The following is an 18595-nucleotide window of genomic DNA, read 5'->3' as shown; positions in this document are numbered from 1 at the left end:
GGCCGCGCGCTACAGCAACAGCGACAGCAGCAGGATGAAGGCCATGGCCACCACGGAGATGATCGTCTCCATCACGGACCAGGTCTTCACCGTCTGGCCGACGTTCATGCCGAAGTACTCCTTCACCAGCCAGAACCCGGCGTCGTTCACATGGCTGAAGAAGAGCGAACCGGCGCCGACGGCCAGCACCAGCAGGGCCGCGTGCGAGGTCGACATGTCGGCGGCCAGCGGGGCGACCAGACCGGCGGCCGAGATGGTGGCGACGGTGGCCGAGCCGGTGGCGAGGCGGATCGCGACGGCGATCAGCCAGCCCAGCAGCAGCGCGGGGATCGACCAGTTCTCGGAGAACTCCAGGATCATCTGGCCCACCCCGGCGTCGATCAGCGTCTGCTTGAAGCCACCGCCCGCGCCGACGATCAGCAGGATCCCGGCGATCGGGGCGAGGGACTTCTCCACGGTGCCGGCCAGCCGGTCCTTGGTGAATCCGGCGGCCCGGCCGAGCGTGAACATCCCGACCAGGACGGCCGCGAGCAGGGCGATCAGCGGCGAACCGATGACCATGGTGACCTTCTGGAGGCCGTTCTCCGGGTTGTCGACGACGATCTCGACGAGCGCGTTGAGCAGCATCAGGACGACCGGCAGCAGGATGGTCGCCAGGGTCGCGCCGAAGCTCGGACGGCGTTCCAGGTCCTCGGAGGGGCGCTGCGGAATCATGTTCTCCGGCGGCTTGATGTCCACCCAGCGCGCGGCGTAGCGGGAGAACACCGGACCGGCGATGATCACCGTCGGGATGGCGACCAGCACGCCGAGCGCCAGCGTCACACCGAGGTTGGCGTCCAGGGCGTCGATCGCGACCAGCGGGCCGGGGTGCGGCGGGATCAGCCCGTGCATCACGGAGAGACCGGCCAGCGCGGGGATGCCGATCCGCATCAGGGAGTAGTTGCCGCGCTTGGCGACGAGCAGCACGACCGGGATCATCAGCACGATCCCGACCTCGAAGAACAGCGGCAGCCCGATGATCGAGGCGATCAGGACCATCGCCCAGGGCATCACCTTGCCGCTGGCCTTCGCCAGGATGGTGTCGACGACCTGGTCGGCCCCGCCCGAGTCGGCGAGCAGCTTGCCGAGGATGGCGCCGAGCGCGATCAGGACGCCCACGCCCGCGACGGTGGAGCCGAGGCCGGTGGTGAAGCTGGCGATGGTGTTCGCCGGGGCGGCCCCGGCGAAGGAGCCGAGCGCCAGCGAACCGATGGTCAGCGCCAGGAACGCGTGCATCCTGAGCTTGGTGATGAGGAGAACGATGACGGCGATGCCCGCCAGGACGGCGATGCCCAACTGAGCGTTGCCTGCCGAGGTGATCGGTTCGGCGGCGTCCGCTGCCAGCATCTCGACGCTGAGACTGGTCACGGTGATGGTCCTTAGTCTTCGAGCCGGCGCAGCGCGGCGACGGCTCGCTGGGTGATTTCCGTAGGAGTGCCGGACACGTCGACGCTCACCCCGGCCTCGTCGGCCTGGAGCGGCTGCAGCGTCGCGAACTGGGAGTCGAGCAGTGCGGTGGGCATGAAGTGGCCCTTGCGGTCCGCCATCCGCTCCTCGATCAGCGACCGGTCACCGGTCAGATGCAGGAAGACGGCGTCCGGCGCCCCGTCCCGCAGCCGGTCCCGGTAGGCCCGCTTGAGCGCGGAGCTGGAGACGACCCCGCCGAGCCCCGCCCGCCCGTGCGCCCACGCACCGATGGCGTCCAGCCAGGGCCGGCGGTCGTCGTCGTCCAGGGGGGTGCCGGCCGACATCTTGGCGATGTTCGCCGGGGGATGGAAGTCGTCGCCCTCGGCGTACGGAACGCCGAGTTCGGCGGCGAGCAGGGGACCGATCGTGGTCTTGCCGGTTCCTGCCACGCCCATCACCACGACGACGTGGGGGGTGCTGATGCGGGGTGCGGTGTTCATGGGGGTGTCTCGCTGTCTTCTTCGACATCGGTCCGTCGCGCTACTGAAACCCATTAGGTACGACTTATTCAAGACCCTGTGACATAAACGTCGTACTTATTATTCCCGTGGGCCGCCCCGTAGGCTTGACCCATGACCACACAGAGCCAGGGGCTGCATACACATGTGCTGGACACCCTGGGTCTGGAGATCTCCTCGGGCCAGTGCCCGCCGGGCAGCGTGCTGCGCACCGACGAGCTCGCCCAGCGCTTCGACGTCTCCCGTACGGTCGTCCGCGAAGTGGTCCGGGTCCTGGAATCGATGCACCTGGTCGAATCCCGCCGCCGTGTCGGCGTGACCGTCCGCCCCACCGAGACCTGGAACGTCTACGACCCCCAGGTCATCCGCTGGCGCCTGGCCGGCTCCGACCGCCCGCGCCAGCTGCGCTCCCTCACCGTCCTGCGCTCCGCGATCGAACCCGTCGCCGCCGGACTCGCCGCCCGCCACGCCACCGCCGAGCAGTGCGCCGAGCTCACCGAACGCGCCCTCGGCATGGTCGCCACCTCACGCGGCCAGCAGTTGGAGGGCTACCTCGAACACGACATCGCCTTCCACCGCATCGTCCTCAACGCCTCCGGCAACGAGATGTTCGCCCGCCTCGGCGACGTCGTCGCCGAGGTCCTCGCGGGCCGCACCCACCACCAGGTGATGTTCGAGGACCCCGACCCGGCCGCCGTCACCCTGCACGTCCGGCTCGCCGAGGCGGTCCGCGAGGGCGACCCGGAGGCCGCCGAGCGGATCACCAAGGAGATCGCGGTCGGCGCCCTGCACGAACTGGACGTCCTCGCTCCGTAGAAGGTCTCCCAAGGCGTACGGTGGTCCGCGATCGATCTTCGCGCAGCGCGGGAGCAGGGAGAGCAGGGTTATGGCACAGCAGGTGCAAGCGGTCATCGCACCGGGCAAGAACGAGCCGGTCAGGGTCGAGACGATCGTGATCCCGGATCCCGGCCCCGGCGAGGCCGTCGTGAAGATCCAGGCGTGCGGCGTCTGCCACACCGACCTGCACTACAAGCAGGGGGGCATCAACGACGAGTTCCCCTTCCTCCTCGGCCACGAGGCCGCGGGCGTCGTGGAGTCGGTCGGCGAGGGCGTCACGGACGTCGCCCCCGGCGACTTCGTCATCCTCAACTGGCGTGCCGTGTGCGGCCAGTGCCGCGCGTGTCTGCGCGGCCGCCCCTGGTACTGCTTCGACACCCACAACGCCAAGCAGAAGATGACGCTGCTGGACGGCACGGAGCTGTCGCCCGCCCTCGGCATCGGCGCCTTCGCCGAGAAGACCCTCGTCGCCTCCGGCCAGTGCACCAAGGTCGACCCGGAGGTCGCCCCCGAGGTCGCCGGACTCCTCGGCTGCGGCGTCATGGCGGGCATCGGCGCCGCCATCAACACCGGCCAGGTCGGCCGCGGCGACTCGGTCGCCGTCATCGGCTGCGGCGGCGTCGGCGACGCGGCCGTCGCCGGAGCCCGGCTGGCCGGAGCGGCGAAGATCATCGCGGTCGACATCGACGACCGCAAGCTGGAGACGGCGAAGAAGATGGGCGCCACCCACACCGTCAACTCCCGCTCCACCGACCCGGTCGAGGCCATCCGCGCCCTCACCGACGGCAACGGCGCCGACGTCGTCATCGAGGCCGTCGGGCGCCCGGAGACCTACGAGCAGGCCTTCTACGCCCGCGATCTGGCCGGCACGGTCGTCCTCGTCGGCGTCCCCACCCCGGACATGAAGCTCGAACTGCCGCTCCTGGACGTCTTCGGCCGCGGCGGTTCGCTCAAGTCCTCCTGGTACGGCGACTGCCTGCCCTCCCGCGACTTCCCGATGCTCGTCGACCTCCACCAGCAGGGCCGCCTCGACCTCGCCGCCTTCGTCACCGAGACCATCGGACTCGGCGACATCGAGCAGGCCTTCGCCCGGATGCACGACGGCGACGTCCTGCGCTCGGTGGTGGTCCTCTGATGGCCGCCCGCATCGACCACCTGGTCACCTCCGGCACCTTCGCCCTCGACGGCGGCGAGTGGGACGTCGACAACAACGTCTGGATCGTCGGCGACGACACCGAGGCGATCGTCATCGACGCCGCCCACGACGCCGCCGCCATCGAGGCCGCGCTCGGCGGCCGGGCGCTGCGCGCCATCGTCTGCACCCACGCGCACAACGACCACATCGACGCCGCCCCCGCCCTCGCGGCGGCCACCGGCGCCCCGATCCTGCTCCACCCGGACGACCTGCCGCTCTGGCAGCAGACCCACCCGGACCGCGCCCCCGACGGCACCCTCGCCGACGGTCAGGAGCTGACCGTGGCCGGCACCACGCTCACGGTCCTGCACACCCCGGGCCACGCCCCCGGCGCGGTCTGCCTGTACGCCCCCGGGCTGGGCACGGTCTTCACCGGCGACACGCTCTTCCAGGGCGGCCCCGGCGCCACCGGCCGGTCCTTCTCGTCGTTCCCCACGATCATCGACTCGATCCGCGACCGGCTGCTGACGCTCCCGGGCGACACGACGGTCCGTACCGGCCACGGCGACCCGACCACCATCGGCGCGGAGGCCCCGCAGCTCGACGAGTGGATCAAGCGCGGCCACTGAGCGCCGCGCGCCTCACCCCTCCGGCCAGGCGGAGAGCCGCAGCCCGCTCACGAAGCGGCGCGGCTCCCCGCCGACCGGATCGGTGAACTCCAGCACCCGCGCCAGCAGTTGCAACGGCCGCGAGAAATCGTCGGCGGCCCCCTCCGCCACCACCACCGGATACAGCGGATCGTGGACGATCGGCAGCCCCAGCGCGTTCAGGTGGACCCGCAGCTGATGCGTCCGCCCGGTGGCGGGCACCAGCCGGTAGCGACCCAGCGGCCCCCGGTGCTCCACCAGCTCCACCCGGCTCTCACTGTTCGCCTCGCCCGCCTCCTCCCGGGCGGCGAGCACTCCGCGTTCCTTGACGATCCGGCTCCGTACGGTTCGCGGAAGAACCAGCTCCGGATCGTACGGAGCCACCGCCTCGTACTCCTTCCGCACCAGCCGGTCCCGGAAGAGCGTCTGGTACGCACCCCGGTCCTCCGGCCGCACCACGAAGAGCACCAGCCCCGCCGTCAGCCGGTCCAGCCGGTGCGCGGGCTGGAGGGCGGGCAGCTCCAGCTCCCGCCGCAGCCGGGCCACCGCGGTCTCGGTGATGTGCCGCCCCCGGGGCGTGGTCGCCAGGAAGTGCGGCTTGTCCGCGACCACGATCCGCTCGTCCCGGTACACGACCCCGACCGGGAACGGCACCGGCTCCTCCGGCGCGAAGTCCCGGTGGAACCAGAGACACCGCCCGGCGGTATACGGCTCCGAGCCCCGCACCGCGACCCCGTCGGCCCCCACGAACCGCCCGGCCGCCAGCATCCCGGCCACCCGGTCCGCCCCGATCGCCCCGCCGAACCGGTCGGCCAGATGCGCCCCGACGGACGCCCACCGCCCCTCCGGATCCTCCGGCAACCGCACCCGCACCGCGTCGATCCCGTCCCGCTGGGGGAGCGGAGCGGCGGGCGGCTTCCTGCGACCCCGCATCTTCGCCCCTCTCCGTGGCCGGCCGGTGACGCAAAAGAGCCCCACCGAAGTGGGGCTCCTGCTGGTGTCCGAGGGGGGACTTGAACCCCCACGCCCGATAAAGGGCACTAGCACCTCAAGCTAGCGCGTCTGCCATTCCGCCACCCGGACAAGGTGTCTGTCTTCGCGGGCCGTGCCCGTTCCGACGTGGAAAACCATAGCAAACATTCAGGGGTGCTCGATCACGCCCCGATGGCTGTGAACGGTGCGTGACGGGGGGTGCGCGGCCTTGGGCGTACGCCGTGGGCGCGGGAGGATGAGAAGGAGCACCACAGCGACAGTGGAAGGAACCAGCGTGAGCGAGAGCAACACGGGCAAGGCCGGCACCGGCAGGGCCGAGCAGGAGGTCGTCGACCTCTGTCGTGACCTGATCCGGATCGACACCAGCAACTACGGCGACCACTCGGGCCCCGGTGAGCGGCTCGCGGCCGAGTACGTCGCGGAGAAGCTCGCGGAGGTCGGTCTGGAGCCGCAGATCTTCGAGTCGCACAAGGGGCGGGCCTCCACCGTCGCCCGGATCGAGGGCGAGGACCCCTCCCGTCCGGCGCTCCTCATCCACGGGCACACCGACGTCGTGCCGGCCAACGCGGCGGACTGGACGCACGACCCGTTCTCCGGCGAGATCGCGGACGGCTGCGTCTGGGGCCGGGGCGCGGTCGACATGAAGGACATGGACGCGATGACCCTCGCGGTCGTCCGCGAGCGGATGCGCAGCGGCCGCAAGCCCCCACGCGACATCGTGCTCGCCTTCCTCGCGGACGAGGAGGCCGGCGGCACGTACGGGGCCCGCTATCTCGTGGACAACCACCCGGGTCTCTTCGAGGGCGTCACCGAGGCGATCAGCGAGGTCGGCGGCTTCTCCTTCACCGTCAACGAGAACCTGCGGCTGTATCTGGTGGAGACGGCCCAGAAGGGCATGCACTGGATGAAGCTGACCGTGGACGGCACCGCCGGACACGGCTCGATGATCCACAAGGACAACGCCATCACCGAGCTGTCCGAGGCGGTCGGGCGGCTGGGCCGGCACAAGTTCCCGGTGCGGGTCACCAAGACCCTGCGGCACTTCCTGGACGAGCTCTCGGACGCGCTCGGCACCGAGCTGGACCCGGAGAACATGGACGAGACGCTCGCCAAGCTCGGCGGCATCGCCAAGCTCATCGGCGCCTCCCTCCAGAACACCGCCAACCCCACCCAGCTCGGCGCGGGCTACAAGGTCAACGTCATCCCGGGCCAGGCGACCGCCCACGTCGACGGCCGGTATCTGCCGGGGTACGAGGAGGAGTTCCTCGCCGACCTCGACCGGATCCTCGGCCCCAACGTGCGCCGCGAGGACGTGCACGCGGACAAGGCCCTGGAGACCACGTTCGACGGCGCCCTGGTCGACGCGATGCAGACCGCGCTGGTCGCCGAGGACCCGATCGCCCGAGCCGTGCCGTACATGCTCTCGGCCGGCACCGACGCCAAGTCCTTCGACGACCTCGGCATCCGGGGCTTCGGCTTCGCCCCGCTGAAGCTGCCGCCGGAGCTGGACTTCGCCGGGATGTTCCACGGCGTCGACGAGCGGGTGCCGGTCGACGGTCTGCAGTTCGGCGTGCGGGTGCTCGACCGGTTCATCGACCACTCCTGACCGCCGAGTGACCGACTCGCCGCCGATTCGGCCACCTGTGCGGACATGTCCGAACGGGTGAAACGAGCCGTTCACACGTAGCCCCGCGAATTCCTCCTCGTTACAAGGTTTGCGGTCCGCGGCTGGGACCGCATTTTCCAACTAGGAGGAATCATGATCAAGAAGGTCGTCGCAGTTGCGGCTGCCACCGGTGGCCTCGTTCTCGCGGGTGCGGGCATGGCTTCCGCCGACGCGGGCGCCCAGGGTGCGGCCATCGGCAGCCCCGGCGTGCTCTCCGGCAACGTCGTCCAGGTTCCGGTCCACGTGCCGGTCAACGTGTGCGGCAACACGGTCTCCGTGATCGGTCTGCTGAACCCCGCCTTCGGCAACACCTGCGTCAACGCCTGATCGTTGAACGTCAACCCGTAAGGGTTTGAGCTCGACCGGTCCCGGAGTGCACTCCATGCACTCCGGGACCGTTCGGCATTCGGCTCCCGCACGGTCATGTCCGGGGGTTTTTCGGAAGCCAGAAGGCAGGAAACGAACCTATGCGACAGGTCACTCGTAAAGGCCTGATCACCATGGCGGCTGCGGGCGGAGTGCTCGCGCTGAGCGGCGGGTACGCCCACGCCGACTCCGGGGCGGCGAGCACCGCCTCCGGCTCGCCGGGTGTGCTGTCCGGCAACTCGATCCAGGCACCGATCGACATCCCGGTCAACGTCTGCGGCAACTCCGTCAGCGTCGGCGGACTGCTCAACCCCACCAGCGGAAACGACTGCGGAAACGGATCAGCAGGATCCGACCGTTCGGCCGACGGCTCGGCCGCTCCGGAGACCCGCTCGGTCCCCGGCGGCTCCGGCAACGGCGCGCAGGCGGGCGACACCACCGCCTCGGACCGGACCTCCGACGCCTCGGACCGGACCTCCGAGCCCGGCACCGGCCGGCACAGGGCCCCGGACGGCGGCGCCACGGCGGAAGGGGTCGCCAAGGGCTCGCCCGGCATCCTCTCCGGCAACTCGGTCCAGGCGCCGATCGACATCCCCGTGAACCTCTGCGGGAACAGCGTCACCATCGGCGGGCTGCTGAACCCCGCCTTCGGCAACAGCTGCTCCAACGACGCCGAGGTGCCGCCCCCGCCGCCCGAGGAGCCCGAGGTTCCCCCGGTCACGCCGGAGACGCCGGTCACCCCGCCGGTCGACCAGCCGCCCGAGCCGAATGCTCCCGAGACCCGGAACATTCCGCAGGAGCAGCTCGCGCAGACCGGTGGGGGCGGGCTCGAACTGCTCATCCCGGCCAGCGCGGGACTGCTGCTCGCCGGCGCGGGATCGGTTCTCTACCGACGCTCGCGCAGCGCCGCCTGATCCGGGCGCGCACAGCACGGCACACCCCACGAAGGAGGAGCGGGCCCCGCGACTGCGGGGCCCGCTCCATGTCACCAGGTGGCCCGTAGCTGACGGATGATCCGCCTGCGCAGCCGCACCCTGCGGCTGCCGTCCCTGCGGAGCGTCAGGCGGTCCAGTTCCCAGTGTCCGTACTCGGCGTGGTCGGTCAGGAGTCGGGCCGCTTCCTTGCGGGAAACCCCGCGCGGCACGTACACGTCGACGAATTCGTATTCCGGCATCGCATCTATTGTGCGGGCAGAGCCCCGGTACGGATAGCGTCTGCACTATGTCTGATGCTGCGCAGCCCACCGCTGCCGAGGTACGTGCCGCCGCCGAAGCGGTCAAAACCGCGATCGACCGTCACCTCGACGCGGTCGAACGCCGTACCGGGGACGACGACCCCGCCGTCTACGACGCGTTCAACGCCCTTGCCGCTGCCGCCGAGGTCTACGACGAACTCCTCTACGACCGCTACGACGAAGTCACCCCCTTCGAGATCCCCGGTGCGGACGACTCCCTGCCTCCCTACGCCGGTCCCGCGGAGCCCAGCGCGCTCAGCGTCCTGATCCGGCGCGACTACGTGGTCGCGGAACCCCCGCGGCTGCTCGCACAGGCTCAGCGCCTCGCCGACCTCGACGCGGGTCCGGGCGACGGGCCGGACGCGGCCGCGGTCGTCGGCACCAGCGTCCACGCCGCGCTCGGTGTGCTCTTCGGCGAGTACGAACCGGACGAGATCGCCTCCCGCCACAAGGAGTTCGGACTGGAGGAGGGCGACTCCACCCTGTGGGTCTCGGCCGGTGAAGCGCCGCCGGAGCCGGGGGAGTGGCTCGGCGCCCCGTTCGAGGACGCCGACCCCGAACTGGTGGTCTGCCGCTTCGACGTCAGCGCGGTCTTCGACGAGGAGGACGAGACGGACGAGGACTTCGCCGGACCCGCGGTGGGCGGCCGCTGACCCACGCTCCTTCGACTCGACTCGACTCGACTTCGCTCCCGCACCGGACGTGACGGTGGGGCCCCGGTGCACCGCGCACCGGGGCCCCACCGCTGTCCTCGGTCGGTTACGTCACGAAGCCGCGTCGGGCGTCGGAAGCGCCTCCAGCAGCGGGCGCAGCCGGGTCGTCCGCTCCTGGGCCGGAATGTGCGCCACCGCGTGCGGAAGTGCCTGGTCCACCCCGTGCACCACGGACAGATGCCGCTCGCCCCGGCCGAACGCGGTGTACACCCACGGCCTGCTCAGCCCCTGCGCGGCATCGCCCGGCAGCACCACCACCGCGGCGGGCCAGCGCATCCCGGCCGCCTGATGGGCGCTGAGGGCCCAGCCGTGCCGCACCGACGACTCCACCCGCTCCTGCGGTACGACGACGGGGACGCCCCCGCAGTCCAGCCGCAGCCCCTCGGCGTCGGCCGAGCGCACCACCCCGGGCACCGTGCGGCCGGGCGCGGGCACATGGACCACCCGGTCGCCCGGGTCGAAGCCGCCGAACCGGCCGGGCCCCGGGTTGAGCCGCTGCTTCAGCGCCTCGTTCAGCGCCCTGGTCCCGGCGGCCCCGCCATGGCCCACGGTGATCACCTGGGTCTCCTCGGCGGGGATGGAGAACGCCCGGGGCACCGAGTCGGCGACCAGCTGCACGGTGCGGTGGACCGCCTCGCCCGCGTCGCGGACCGGGACGATCACGACCTCCTTGCCCGGGGCGTCGACCTGGTGCAGCTCGCCGATGCCGATGCCGGAGACCAGCTCGCCGATCGGCCCCGGGTCCGGGGTGCGGGAGACGACCTGCGGGCAGGCGCGGGCGGCCAGCACATCGGCGAACACCCGCCCGGCCCCCGCCGAGCCCAGCACGCCCGGGTCGCCGCTCAACACCAGCCGGGCGCCGTCGGCCAGCGCCTCGACCAGGACCGCCGCGTTCTCCACGTCCAGCTGCGGGGCGTCCAGCACGACCAGCAGGTCCAGGGCGAGCGCCCCGTCCTCGTCCCGGCCGGGGCCCTGCGCGCCGGACAGCAGACCGGCCAGGGTGACCGCCGTGTCCGGATCGCCGACGGCCGCCGCGAGCCTCCGTCGGCCGTCCTCGCTGTGGGTCGCGCCCAGGGCCCGCAGGCCCAGGCCGCGCGCCGCCGCGATCAGCGCGGCAGGCTCGGCCCGCGCCGCCTCGCCGCCGCTGTGCGCGACCAGCCCGGCGGCGGCGGTCGTACGGATCAGCTCGGCGGCCGACGGGCTCGGGGCCGCGGCGGCCGCCTCCGCCCAGTCGGCGGCCTTCTCACAGGCGTTGACCAGCCGGGCCAGGCCGTCGGCGAGACTCTCCTCGGCCAGGGCGTAGCGGTCCAGGCCCAGCAGGACCTGGGCCGGCTCCCGGTCCGCGTCCTCCGCGAGGCCCGATCCGTCCGCCGCGCCTTCTTCGTCCCCTTCGCCGTCCGCCGCTTCGGCGTCGTCCGGCTCCAGATCGTCGCCTTCCTGGAAGACCAGGGCGACACCCTCCTCGACGGCGTTCCGCACCGCCGCGTCCGGATCTCCGACCGCGCGCTCGGCGAGTGCCGCTCGTACGGCCCCGGCGTCCAGCGCCGTATGCCCCTGGAGGGCGGCGCGCTCCAGCAGCCAGCCGACCAGGGCCGCCGTCCTGCGCCCGTCGTCCGGACCGCAGCCGTCGCCCAGCAGGGCCCGCGCGAAGCCGTCGGCCTGCTCCGGCCGCACCCCGGGCACCGCCAGCAGCTGCCAGGGGTCGGTGCGCAGCAGCTCGGCCGCCTGCTCGCCCAGCACACCTACGGCCGGGCGGGCCAGCGCCTCGGGCGCCCCGCCCGCCACGAGCACCGCGCGCACCGCGTCCAGGGCCTCCGGCGAGGCGGCCTGCGGGGTGGGGGCGGCGGGCACCGAAGCCCGGGGCGGCTGTGCGGCGGTGGCGGCCGGTTCGGGTCGCCGGGCGGCCGGGGCCGGGGCGGGTGAGTCGAAGAACGCGGTGCCGGACTTCTCGCCGCTCTCCACGGCCCGGACGGCCGCGAGCAGCTCGGCGGCCGTACCGCTGAGACCGGTGCCGGCGGCGATGGGCGCGGTCTTCTCCGCCTTGCGCTTCTCGATCCGCTCCCGCAGCTCGCGCTGGGCGGCCAGCTCGGCCTGCGCCTCCGAGAGTTCGGGGACGGCCGGGGCCTCGGCGGTGCCGTCGGCGGTCACGGCATCGGCATCGGCCTCCGGGCTTCCGGCGGATTCCTCGGCAGGCGCGTCCTCGACGCCGTCGGAACCGTCCTCGGCGTCGGCGTCGGCCCGGCCGGCCTCCGCGTCGGGCACCTCGGCCGGGCGGTCCTCCGCCGCGGCCACGTCGGTGCCGGACACCTCGGGGCCGGACACCTCGGCCGCGGGCTCCCCGGCGCCGGCCGCGTCGCCCGGCGGCTCGGTGGCTCCGGGCGCTTCGGGCGCGTCGGCGTGCGCGGAACCCTCGGCACCGGTGTCCGGCGGGGACACGGTGTCCTGTGGTGTGTCCGTGCCGACGGTGCCGGGGGTCTCCCCGGGAAGCGCAGTCACAGCGTGCTCCAGTCGTGATCGGGATAGCGGTGCACGGGCGCCGACACATCGTCGAGCGCCTGGCAGATCTCGTAGGGAAGACTAAGCGCCTCCACCGACAATGCCTCCGCGAGCTGACCGGCGTTGCGCGCGCCGAGGATCGGCGCCGCCACCCCGGGCCGGTCCCGCACCCAGGCGAGCGCCACATGGAGCGGGCTCGTCGCCAGACCGTCCGCCGCCGTCGCCACCGCGTCGGTGATCCGGGCCGCCGCGTCGTCGAGATACGGCTCGACGAACGGCGCGAGCCGCTCGGACGCGCCCCGGGAGTCGGACGGAGTGCCCTGGCGGTACTTCCCGGTGAGCACACCGCGCCCCAGCGGCGAGGACGGCAGCAGCCCGATGCCGAGGTCCAGCGCGGCGGGCAGCACCTCGCGCTCGATGCCCCGCTGGAGCAGCGAGTACTCCATCTGCGTACTGGCCAGCCTCGTGCGCACCCCGGGCGCGGCGAGCTGCCAGGTGGCCGCCTTCGCCAGCTGCCAGCCGCAGAAGTTCGACACGCCCGCGTAGCGCACCCGGCCCGAGGAGACGGCCAGGTCCACCGCCTGAAGGGTCTCCTCCAGCGGGGTCGCCGGATCGAAGGCGTGGACCTGCCATAGATCCACGTGGTCCGTGCCGAGCCGCTCCAGGGACGCGTCCAGGGCGGCCAGGAGGTGTCCGCGCGAGCCGTTGACGCGGCGGTAGGGGTCGGGGACGTTTCCGGCCTTCGTGGCGATGACCAGATCCTCGCGCGGCACCAGGCTGCCGACGAGCCGCCCGAGCAGGTATTCGGCTTCGCCGCCCCCGTACACGTCGGCGGTGTCCACCAGAGTGCCGCCCGCGTCCCAGAACGCCTTGAGCTGGTCGGCGGCGTCGTGCTCGTCCGTGTCCCGGCCCCAGGTGAGGGTGCCGAGCCCGATCCGGGACACGCGAAGGCCGGTACGGCCGAGATGCCTCTGCTCCATGGGCGCTGAGATTACTGGCCACGGCCCCACGGGGTGCAGGGCCTGTGGACAACCCGAGGTCCGCCGGGCCTGCCGGATCGCCGCCGCCCGCGCTAGAGTCCGGAGAAAGGGACGTTACTGATCAGTAAGGGGAGCGGCTATGCGGCTCGGCATCAATCTCGGTTACTGGGGCGCCGGCATGGACGGCGACAACCTCGCCGTCGCGCAGGAGGCCGACCGGCTCGGCTACGACGTCTGCTGGGCGGCCGAGGCGTACGGCTCCGACGCCCCGACCGTGCTGACCTGGGTCGCGGCCCAGACCGAGTCGATCGACGTCGGCTCCGCGATCATGCAGATCCCGGCCCGGCAGCCCACCATGACGGCGATGACCGCCGCCACCCTCGACTCGCTCTCCGGCGGCCGCTTCCGCCTCGGCCTCGGCGTCTCGGGCCCGCAGGTCTCCGAGGGCTGGTACGGCGTGAAGTTCGACAAGCCGCTGGCCCGCACCCGCGAGTACGTCGAGATCGTCCGCAAGGCGATGACCCGCGAGCGCGTCTCGTACGAGGGCGCCCACTGGACGCTGCCGCTCCCCGGCGGCCCGGGCAAGCCGATCAAGCTCACCGTGCACCCCCAGCGCGAGCACATCCCGCTCTACATCGCCGCGATCGGCCCCAAGAACCTGGAGCAGACCGGCGAGATCGCCGACGGCGCCCTGCTGATCTTCCCCTCCGCCGAGCACCTGGAGGAGACCGCGATCCAGCCGCTGCGCGCCGGCCGCGAGAAGGCGGGCAAGACCATGGAGGGCTTCGACGTCAGCCCGACGCTGCCGCTCGCCGTCGGCGACGACGTGAACGGCCTGGCCGACATGTTCCGTCCGTACACCGCCCTGTACGTCGGCGGCATGGGCAGCCGGAAGCAGAACTTCTACAACCAGCTCGCCCAGCGCATGGGGTACGAGAAGGAGGCCGCCGAGATCCAGGACAAGTACCTCGGCGGGGACAAGGCGGGGGCGGCCGCCGCCGTGCCGCACCAGCTGATCGACCAGACCGCGCTGCTCGGCCCCGTCGAGCGGATCGCCGAGCGGATGCAGGCGTACGCCGCCGCCGGGGTCACCACGCTCAACCTCGCCCCGGCCGGCTTCACCCTGGAGGAGCGGCTCACCGCGCTCCGCGCCGGCACGGACGCCCTGGAGCGCTCCGGCCTCGCGTAACGCCCGCGGGCAGCACTACGGCCGTGGTGGGGGCTCGGGGGTCTTCCCCGCCACGGCCGTCACCCGGAACAACGCGCCGCACGCCCAAGGGTTACGCCGCGCGGCGGGCGGGGCTCGTGACGGTCGCCGTGTGCGGTCGGTGACCGTTCCGGTTGCCGACCGCCGTACGGCGCATTTGACTCTTCCTGCGGACAACTGCTCCGCGGACGTGAGCTCCGCGGGCAACGGGTACGGAGGTGGCCGTCATGCTCTCAGCGCAGACCCTGTTCCAGGAGATCCTGGACGACGACGAGTCCTACCGGCTCTTCTGTTCCATCGCCGCGAGCGGTGAGTCCCAGGGCGGCTGGGAGAACGCCCGGATCGCCGCCCTCGTCCCGGAGGGCCGCCGCGAGCTGGCCCCCAGGATCGTCCGGCACGGCGCCGACGAGGACAAGCACGGCCGGATCTTCAACGCCCTCCTGAAGAAGCGCGGACTGCCGCCCGTCGAGGTCCCGCCGGAGACCGACTACACGATGCTCCTGGAACAGCAGGGCATCGGTCTCGCCCACTCCCGGCTGCGCGGCGAGGAGCGGCTCACCGAGCGCGACATCATCACCTATCTGGCCCACAGCCGGATCACCGAGCAGCGCGCCTCCGAGCAGATGCAGCTGCTGCGCCGGTACTTCGCCGACCACCCCGACATCGGGCGCGCGGTGAAGATGATCTCCAACGACGAGGACAACCACCTCGCCTACTGCCACGAGGAACTGCTCGCCCTCGCGCGCGAGGGACACGGCCGGACCATCCAGCGGATCATGCGCGAGTGCGCCCTGGCCGAGATCCGGGTCTACCGCGACGTCAGCCTCGCCGTGATGGCCGCCATGGGCCGCATCCTCGGCTGGTCGCGCCCCAAGGCCGCGGTCCTCGCCGCGGGGATCCACGCGGTGTACGCGTACGAGCGCCTGATCGGCTGGCGGCGCATGGTGACCCTGGAGATGCCGGAGCGCCGCAACGCGCTGGGCAGCCCCGCCGCACCGGAACACGAGTACGCCTGAGAGTTCCTCGGCCCGCGACCGGCCCGCGACCGCCGGGCCTCAGAGCCAGCCGCGCCGCTTGAACAGCCGGTGCAGACCGAACACGGCGCAGACCATCAGCGCGATCACCGCCGGATAGGTCCACACCCAGTGCAGCTCCGGCATGTGGTCGAAGTTCATGCCGTAGACCCCCGCCACCATCGTCGGGACGGCGGCCATCGCCGCCCAGGCGGAGATCTTGCGCATGTCGTCGTTCTGCCGCACGCCCATCTGCGCCAGATGCGCCGACAGGATGTCCGAGAGCAGCCGGTCCAACCCCTCCACCTGCTCGTTGGCGCGCGTCAGATGGTCGGCCACGTCCCGGAAGAACGGCTGCGCGTGCTCGTGGACGAACGGCACGCCCGCACCCGCGAGCCGGGCCATCGGTGCCGTCAGCGGACCGGCCGCCCGGCGGAACTCCAGCACCTGCCGCTTGAAGGTGTAGATCCGGGCGGCGGTGTTCTTCGAGTCGCCGGAGCCGGTCGGTGCGAAGACCTGCGTCTCCAGCTCCTCCAGGTCGACCTGGAGCTCGCCCGCCACCTCCATGTAGTGGTCCACGACCGCGTCGCTGACCGCGTACAGCACCGCCGTCGGACCGTGCTTCAGGACCTCGGGCTCGGACTCCAGCCGCCGGCGCACGGCCGCCAGCGGGGCGCCCTCGCCGTGCCGGACCGTCACCACGAACGCGTCCCCTATGAAGACCATCAGCTCGTCGGCGCTGACCGTGTCGCTCTCGGGCTCGTAGACGACCGGCTTGAGCACCGCGAACAGCGAGTCGTCGTACACCTCCAGCTTGGGCCGCTGGTGCGCTCGCAGCGCGTCCTCCACGGCCAGCGGGTGCAGCCCGAACTCGTCGCGTACGCGGTCGAACTCCTCCTCCGTCGGCTCGTGCAGCCCGATCCACAGGAACGCGTCGTGCGAGGCGCGCGCCTCGTCCAGGGCGTCGGAGAGGTCGTCGGGCCGTTCGGTACGGCGCCCGTCCCGGTAGATGGCACAGTCCACGATCACGGCGGGCATTCTTCCCCGTGAACCGCCCCCGCGCACCTCGGACGTACGCTGGCGGGTATGCCCACGCTGATCCTCGTACGCCACGGACGCTCCACCGCCAACACCGCCGGAGTGCTCGCGGGCCGCACCCCCGGCGTCCTCCTCGACGAACGCGGCGCCGCACAGGCCGAGGCGCTGCCCGCGCGGTTCGCCGGCCTGGCCCCGGTCCTCGCCGTCAGCAGCCCCCTGGAGCGCTGCCGCCAGACGCTCCAGCCGCTCCTCGACGCCCGCCCCGGTCTGCCCCTGCACACCGAGGACCGGATCAGCGAGTGCGACTACGGCCACTGGTCGGGGCGGAAGCTGGCCGAACTCGCCGACGAGCCCCTGATGTCCGTCGTCCAGCAGCACCCCTCGGCGGCGGCCTTCCCGGGCGGCGAGTCCATGCGCGCGATGCAGGCCCGCGCCGTCGACGCCGTACGCGACTGGAACGAGCGGGTCGAGGCGGAGCACGGCGAGGACGCCACGTACGTCATGTGCTCGCACGGCGACATCATCAAGTCCCTCGTCGCCGACGCGCTGGGCATGCACCTGGACCTCTTCCAGCGCGTCCACGTCGACCCCTGCTCGGTCACCGCGATCCGCTACACCCGGCTGCGCCCCTTCCTCCTGAGGCTCGGCGACACCGGGGATCTCGCCGCCCTCGCGCCCCGCGAACAGTCCGTCGGGGCGGACGCCGCCGCCTCGCCCACCGGTGACGGCACGTCGGACGCGGCGGTCGGGGGCGGCGCGGGCGCGCCGTGATCGCTCCGGGCAGTAGGGTGGACGCGCCGTAGCGCCGCCCAACCACCATCGAAGCTCAAGGGAGCAGGACGTGTCCCGTCAGGTGTTCCTCTACGACCCACCGGACCGATTCGTGGCCGGTACGGTCGGGTTGCCTGGCCGCCGTACGTTTTTCCTGCAGGCGTCCTCCCAGGGCCGGGTCACCAGCGTGGCGCTGGAGAAGACCCAGGTCGCCGCGCTCGCCGAGCGGATCGACGAACTGCTCGACGAGGTCGTGCGCCGCACCGGAGGCAATTCGCCGGTGCCCGCGGTGGCCCCGACCGACGTCTCCGACACCGCGCCGCTCGACGTGCCCGTCGAGGAGGAGTTCCGGGTCGGCACCATGGCGCTGGCCTGGGACGGCGAGGAACAGCGCATGATCGTCGAGGCGCAGGCCCTCGTCGAACTCGACGCGGACTCCGAGGACGACCTCGCGGAGGCCGAGGAGAAGCTCCTCCAGGACGAGGAGAACGGTCCGCCGATGCTCCGCGTCCGGCTCAGCGGCGCGCAGGCCCGCGCGTTCGCCAAGCGCGCCCTGGACGTCGTCAACGCCGGACGCCCGCCGTGCCCGCTGTGCAGCCTGCCGCTCGATCCGGAAGGACACGTATGCCCGCGCCAGAACGGATACCGTCGCGGAGCCTGACGGACACCGAGCTGCTCACCCTGCTCACCGAGGGCGCGATCACCGTCCTCGGGCAGGTCGGCGGGGCGTCCAACGCGGTGCTGCACTGCACGGTGGCGTACGACGGCGAGGAGCGCACCTGCGCGTACAAGCCGGTCGCGGGCGAGCAGCCGCTGTGGGACTTCCCCGACGGCACCCTCGCCCAGCGGGAGGCCGCCGCGTACGAGATCTCCCGGGCGACCGGCTGGGACCTGGTGCCGCCGACCGTGCTGCGGGAGGGGCCGTACGGGCAGGGCATGGTCCAGCTCTGGATCGACGGCCCCGAGGACGGTGAGGACGCCCCCGAGCTGCTGGCGCTCGTCGAGGGCGAGGAGCCGGGCGATGGCTGGAAAGCCGTGGGCTTCGCGGACGTGGGGGAGGGGAAGACCGCGCTCCTCGTGCACGCGGACGACGCCCGGCTGCGGCGGCTCGCCGTACTGGACGCGGTGATCAACAACGGCGACCGCAAGGGCGGCCATCTGCTGCCCGCGCCCGGCGGACGGCTCTTCGGCATCGACCACGGGGTCACCTTCAACGCCGACGACAAGCTGCGCACCCTGCTCTGGGGCTGGGCGGGCGAGCCGCTGACCGAGGAGGCCCTGGCGGTGCTGGGGCGGCTCGCGGCGGAGCTGGCGCCGGACACAGCCCTCGCCACCCGGATGGCCGAACTCATCACGGCGGCCGAGCTGGAGGCCCTGCGGGAGCGGGTCGACGGGCTGCTCAAGGGCGGAGTGCACCCACGGCCGAGCGGCCAGTGGCCGCCCATTCCCTGGCCGCCGGTGTAGCACGCGCCCGACGGCGACCCCGCCTTTTACCTCCTGCCGGCGGTTTCCCGCAAGAAGGCCTCTTCGGACAG

19 protein-coding genes and 1 tRNA gene are annotated in these 18595 nt (G+C 72.3%); 12 read left to right on the top strand and 8 right to left on the bottom strand.

Translation table 11 applies throughout. The annotated features are described in order from the left end of the window. Nucleotides 1-9 precede the first annotated feature (9 nt). Nucleotides 10-1407: a GntP family permease gene (locus KV381_RS06085; RefSeq protein ID WP_030085628.1), complete on the bottom strand. Its 1398-nt coding sequence runs from the start codon at nt 1405-1407 to the stop codon at nt 10-12. A gap of 11 nt (nt 1408-1418) precedes the next feature. After that, nucleotides 1419-1946: a gluconokinase gene (locus tag KV381_RS06080; RefSeq protein ID WP_030085626.1), complete on the bottom strand. Its 528-nt coding sequence runs from the start codon at nt 1944-1946 to the stop codon at nt 1419-1421. Nucleotides 1947-2078: 132 nt separating this feature from the next. Here KV381_RS06080 and KV381_RS06075 point away from each other — a divergent pair, with 132 nt between their 5' ends. The 3 genes from KV381_RS06075 to KV381_RS06065 all read left to right on the top strand — a co-directional run bounded on the left by KV381_RS06075 (nt 2079) and on the right by KV381_RS06065 (nt 4565). Further along, nucleotides 2079-2780, top strand: coding sequence for a FadR/GntR family transcriptional regulator (locus KV381_RS06075; RefSeq protein WP_030085624.1), 702 nt, complete (start codon nt 2079-2081; stop codon nt 2778-2780). A gap of 70 nt (nt 2781-2850) precedes the next feature. After that, on the top strand, nt 2851-3936 hold the full coding sequence (locus KV381_RS06070) for an S-(hydroxymethyl)mycothiol dehydrogenase (RefSeq protein ID WP_030085622.1): 1086 nt from the start codon (nt 2851-2853) through the stop codon (nt 3934-3936). Further along, the gene (locus KV381_RS06065; protein ID WP_030085620.1) at nt 3936-4565 is read left to right on the top strand and encodes an MBL fold metallo-hydrolase; all 630 of its coding nucleotides are present in this window, start codon (nt 3936-3938) and stop codon (nt 4563-4565) included. Before KV381_RS06070 ends, KV381_RS06065 begins: the two co-directional genes overlap by 1 nt. Before the next feature lie 12 nt (nt 4566-4577). Here KV381_RS06065 and KV381_RS06060 read toward each other — a convergent pair whose 3' ends face one another. Both KV381_RS06060 and KV381_RS06055 read right to left on the bottom strand, forming a co-directional pair. Next, entirely contained in the window at nt 4578-5516 is a 939-nt protein-coding gene (locus tag KV381_RS06060; protein WP_030085618.1) for an RluA family pseudouridine synthase, read from the bottom strand. Nucleotides 5517-5578: 62 nt separating this feature from the next. Continuing rightward, a tRNA-Leu gene (locus KV381_RS06055) sits at nt 5579-5666 on the bottom strand. Nucleotides 5667-5850: 184 nt separating this feature from the next. Here KV381_RS06055 and KV381_RS06050 point away from each other — a divergent pair. The 3 genes from KV381_RS06050 to KV381_RS36905 all read left to right on the top strand — a co-directional run bounded on the left by KV381_RS06050 (nt 5851) and on the right by KV381_RS36905 (nt 8522). Next, nucleotides 5851-7182 (top strand): M20/M25/M40 family metallo-hydrolase, encoded by a 1332-nt coding sequence (locus KV381_RS06050; RefSeq protein ID WP_030085616.1) that lies wholly within the window; start codon nt 5851-5853, stop codon nt 7180-7182. A 153-nt stretch (nt 7183-7335) separates the two neighbouring features. Continuing rightward, nucleotides 7336-7569, top strand: a complete 234-nt coding sequence (chpH, locus tag KV381_RS06045; RefSeq protein ID WP_006123411.1) for a chaplin ChpH — start codon at nt 7336-7338, stop codon at nt 7567-7569. A gap of 140 nt (nt 7570-7709) precedes the next feature. Further along, nucleotides 7710-8522: a chaplin gene (locus tag KV381_RS36905; RefSeq protein ID WP_030085612.1), complete on the top strand. Its 813-nt coding sequence runs from the start codon at nt 7710-7712 to the stop codon at nt 8520-8522. A 71-nt stretch (nt 8523-8593) separates the two neighbouring features. Here the strand turns inward: KV381_RS36905 and KV381_RS06035 are convergent, their stop codons facing one another. Next, nucleotides 8594-8782 carry a DUF5703 family protein gene (locus KV381_RS06035; protein WP_003970138.1) on the bottom strand — a complete coding sequence of 63 codons (189 nt, stop codon included), beginning with the start codon at nt 8780-8782 and terminating at the stop codon, nt 8594-8596. Between the two features lie 47 nt (nt 8783-8829). Between KV381_RS06035 and KV381_RS06030 the strand changes: the two genes are divergently transcribed. After that, entirely contained in the window at nt 8830-9495 is a 666-nt protein-coding gene (locus KV381_RS06030) for a hypothetical protein (protein WP_030085601.1), read from the top strand. A gap of 111 nt (nt 9496-9606) precedes the next feature. On the opposite strand, the gene KV381_RS06025 is transcribed toward KV381_RS06030, so the two are convergent. Both KV381_RS06025 and KV381_RS06020 read right to left on the bottom strand, forming a co-directional pair. Further along, nucleotides 9607-12051, bottom strand: a complete 2445-nt coding sequence (locus tag KV381_RS06025; protein ID WP_218784810.1) for a helix-hairpin-helix domain-containing protein — start codon at nt 12049-12051, stop codon at nt 9607-9609. After that, the gene (locus KV381_RS06020; protein ID WP_030631164.1) at nt 12048-13031 is read right to left on the bottom strand and encodes an aldo/keto reductase; all 984 of its coding nucleotides are present in this window, start codon (nt 13029-13031) and stop codon (nt 12048-12050) included. Before KV381_RS06020 ends, KV381_RS06025 begins: the two co-directional genes overlap by 4 nt. Before the next feature lie 139 nt (nt 13032-13170). Here KV381_RS06020 and KV381_RS06015 point away from each other — a divergent pair, with 139 nt between their 5' ends. Beyond that, nucleotides 13171-14220: an LLM class F420-dependent oxidoreductase gene (locus KV381_RS06015; protein ID WP_030631168.1), complete on the top strand. Its 1050-nt coding sequence runs from the start codon at nt 13171-13173 to the stop codon at nt 14218-14220. Nucleotides 14221-14465: 245 nt separating this feature from the next. Continuing rightward, a complete protein-coding gene (locus KV381_RS06010; RefSeq protein WP_030085585.1) occupies nt 14466-15254 on the top strand; it encodes a hypothetical protein in 789 nt (262 codons plus the stop codon). Between the two features lie 39 nt (nt 15255-15293). On the opposite strand, the gene corA is transcribed toward KV381_RS06010, so the two are convergent. Continuing rightward, nucleotides 15294-16289 (bottom strand): magnesium/cobalt transporter CorA, encoded by a 996-nt coding sequence (gene corA / locus KV381_RS06005; protein ID WP_030085584.1) that lies wholly within the window; start codon nt 16287-16289, stop codon nt 15294-15296. A gap of 48 nt (nt 16290-16337) precedes the next feature. Between corA and KV381_RS06000 the strand changes: the two genes are divergently transcribed. The 3 genes from KV381_RS06000 (at nt 16338) to KV381_RS05990 (ending at nt 18524) form a co-directional block, all read left to right on the top strand. Beyond that, nucleotides 16338-17060 (top strand): histidine phosphatase family protein, encoded by a 723-nt coding sequence (locus KV381_RS06000; RefSeq protein WP_030631170.1) that lies wholly within the window; start codon nt 16338-16340, stop codon nt 17058-17060. 70 nt (nt 17061-17130) lie between these two features. Beyond that, a complete protein-coding gene (locus KV381_RS05995) occupies nt 17131-17721 on the top strand; it encodes a DUF3090 domain-containing protein (RefSeq protein ID WP_030085580.1) in 591 nt (196 codons plus the stop codon). Then, a complete protein-coding gene (locus KV381_RS05990) occupies nt 17685-18524 on the top strand; it encodes an SCO1664 family protein (protein ID WP_030085578.1) in 840 nt (279 codons plus the stop codon). Before KV381_RS05995 ends, KV381_RS05990 begins: the two co-directional genes overlap by 37 nt. The last annotated feature ends 71 nt before the right edge of the window (nt 18525-18595 follow it).

Source organism: Streptomyces sp. WY228, assembly GCF_019287315.1.
Taxonomy (GTDB): Bacteria; Actinomycetota; Actinomycetes; order Streptomycetales; family Streptomycetaceae; genus Streptomyces; species Streptomyces caviscabies.
This window is presented reverse-complemented; position numbering and strand designations above follow the sequence as displayed.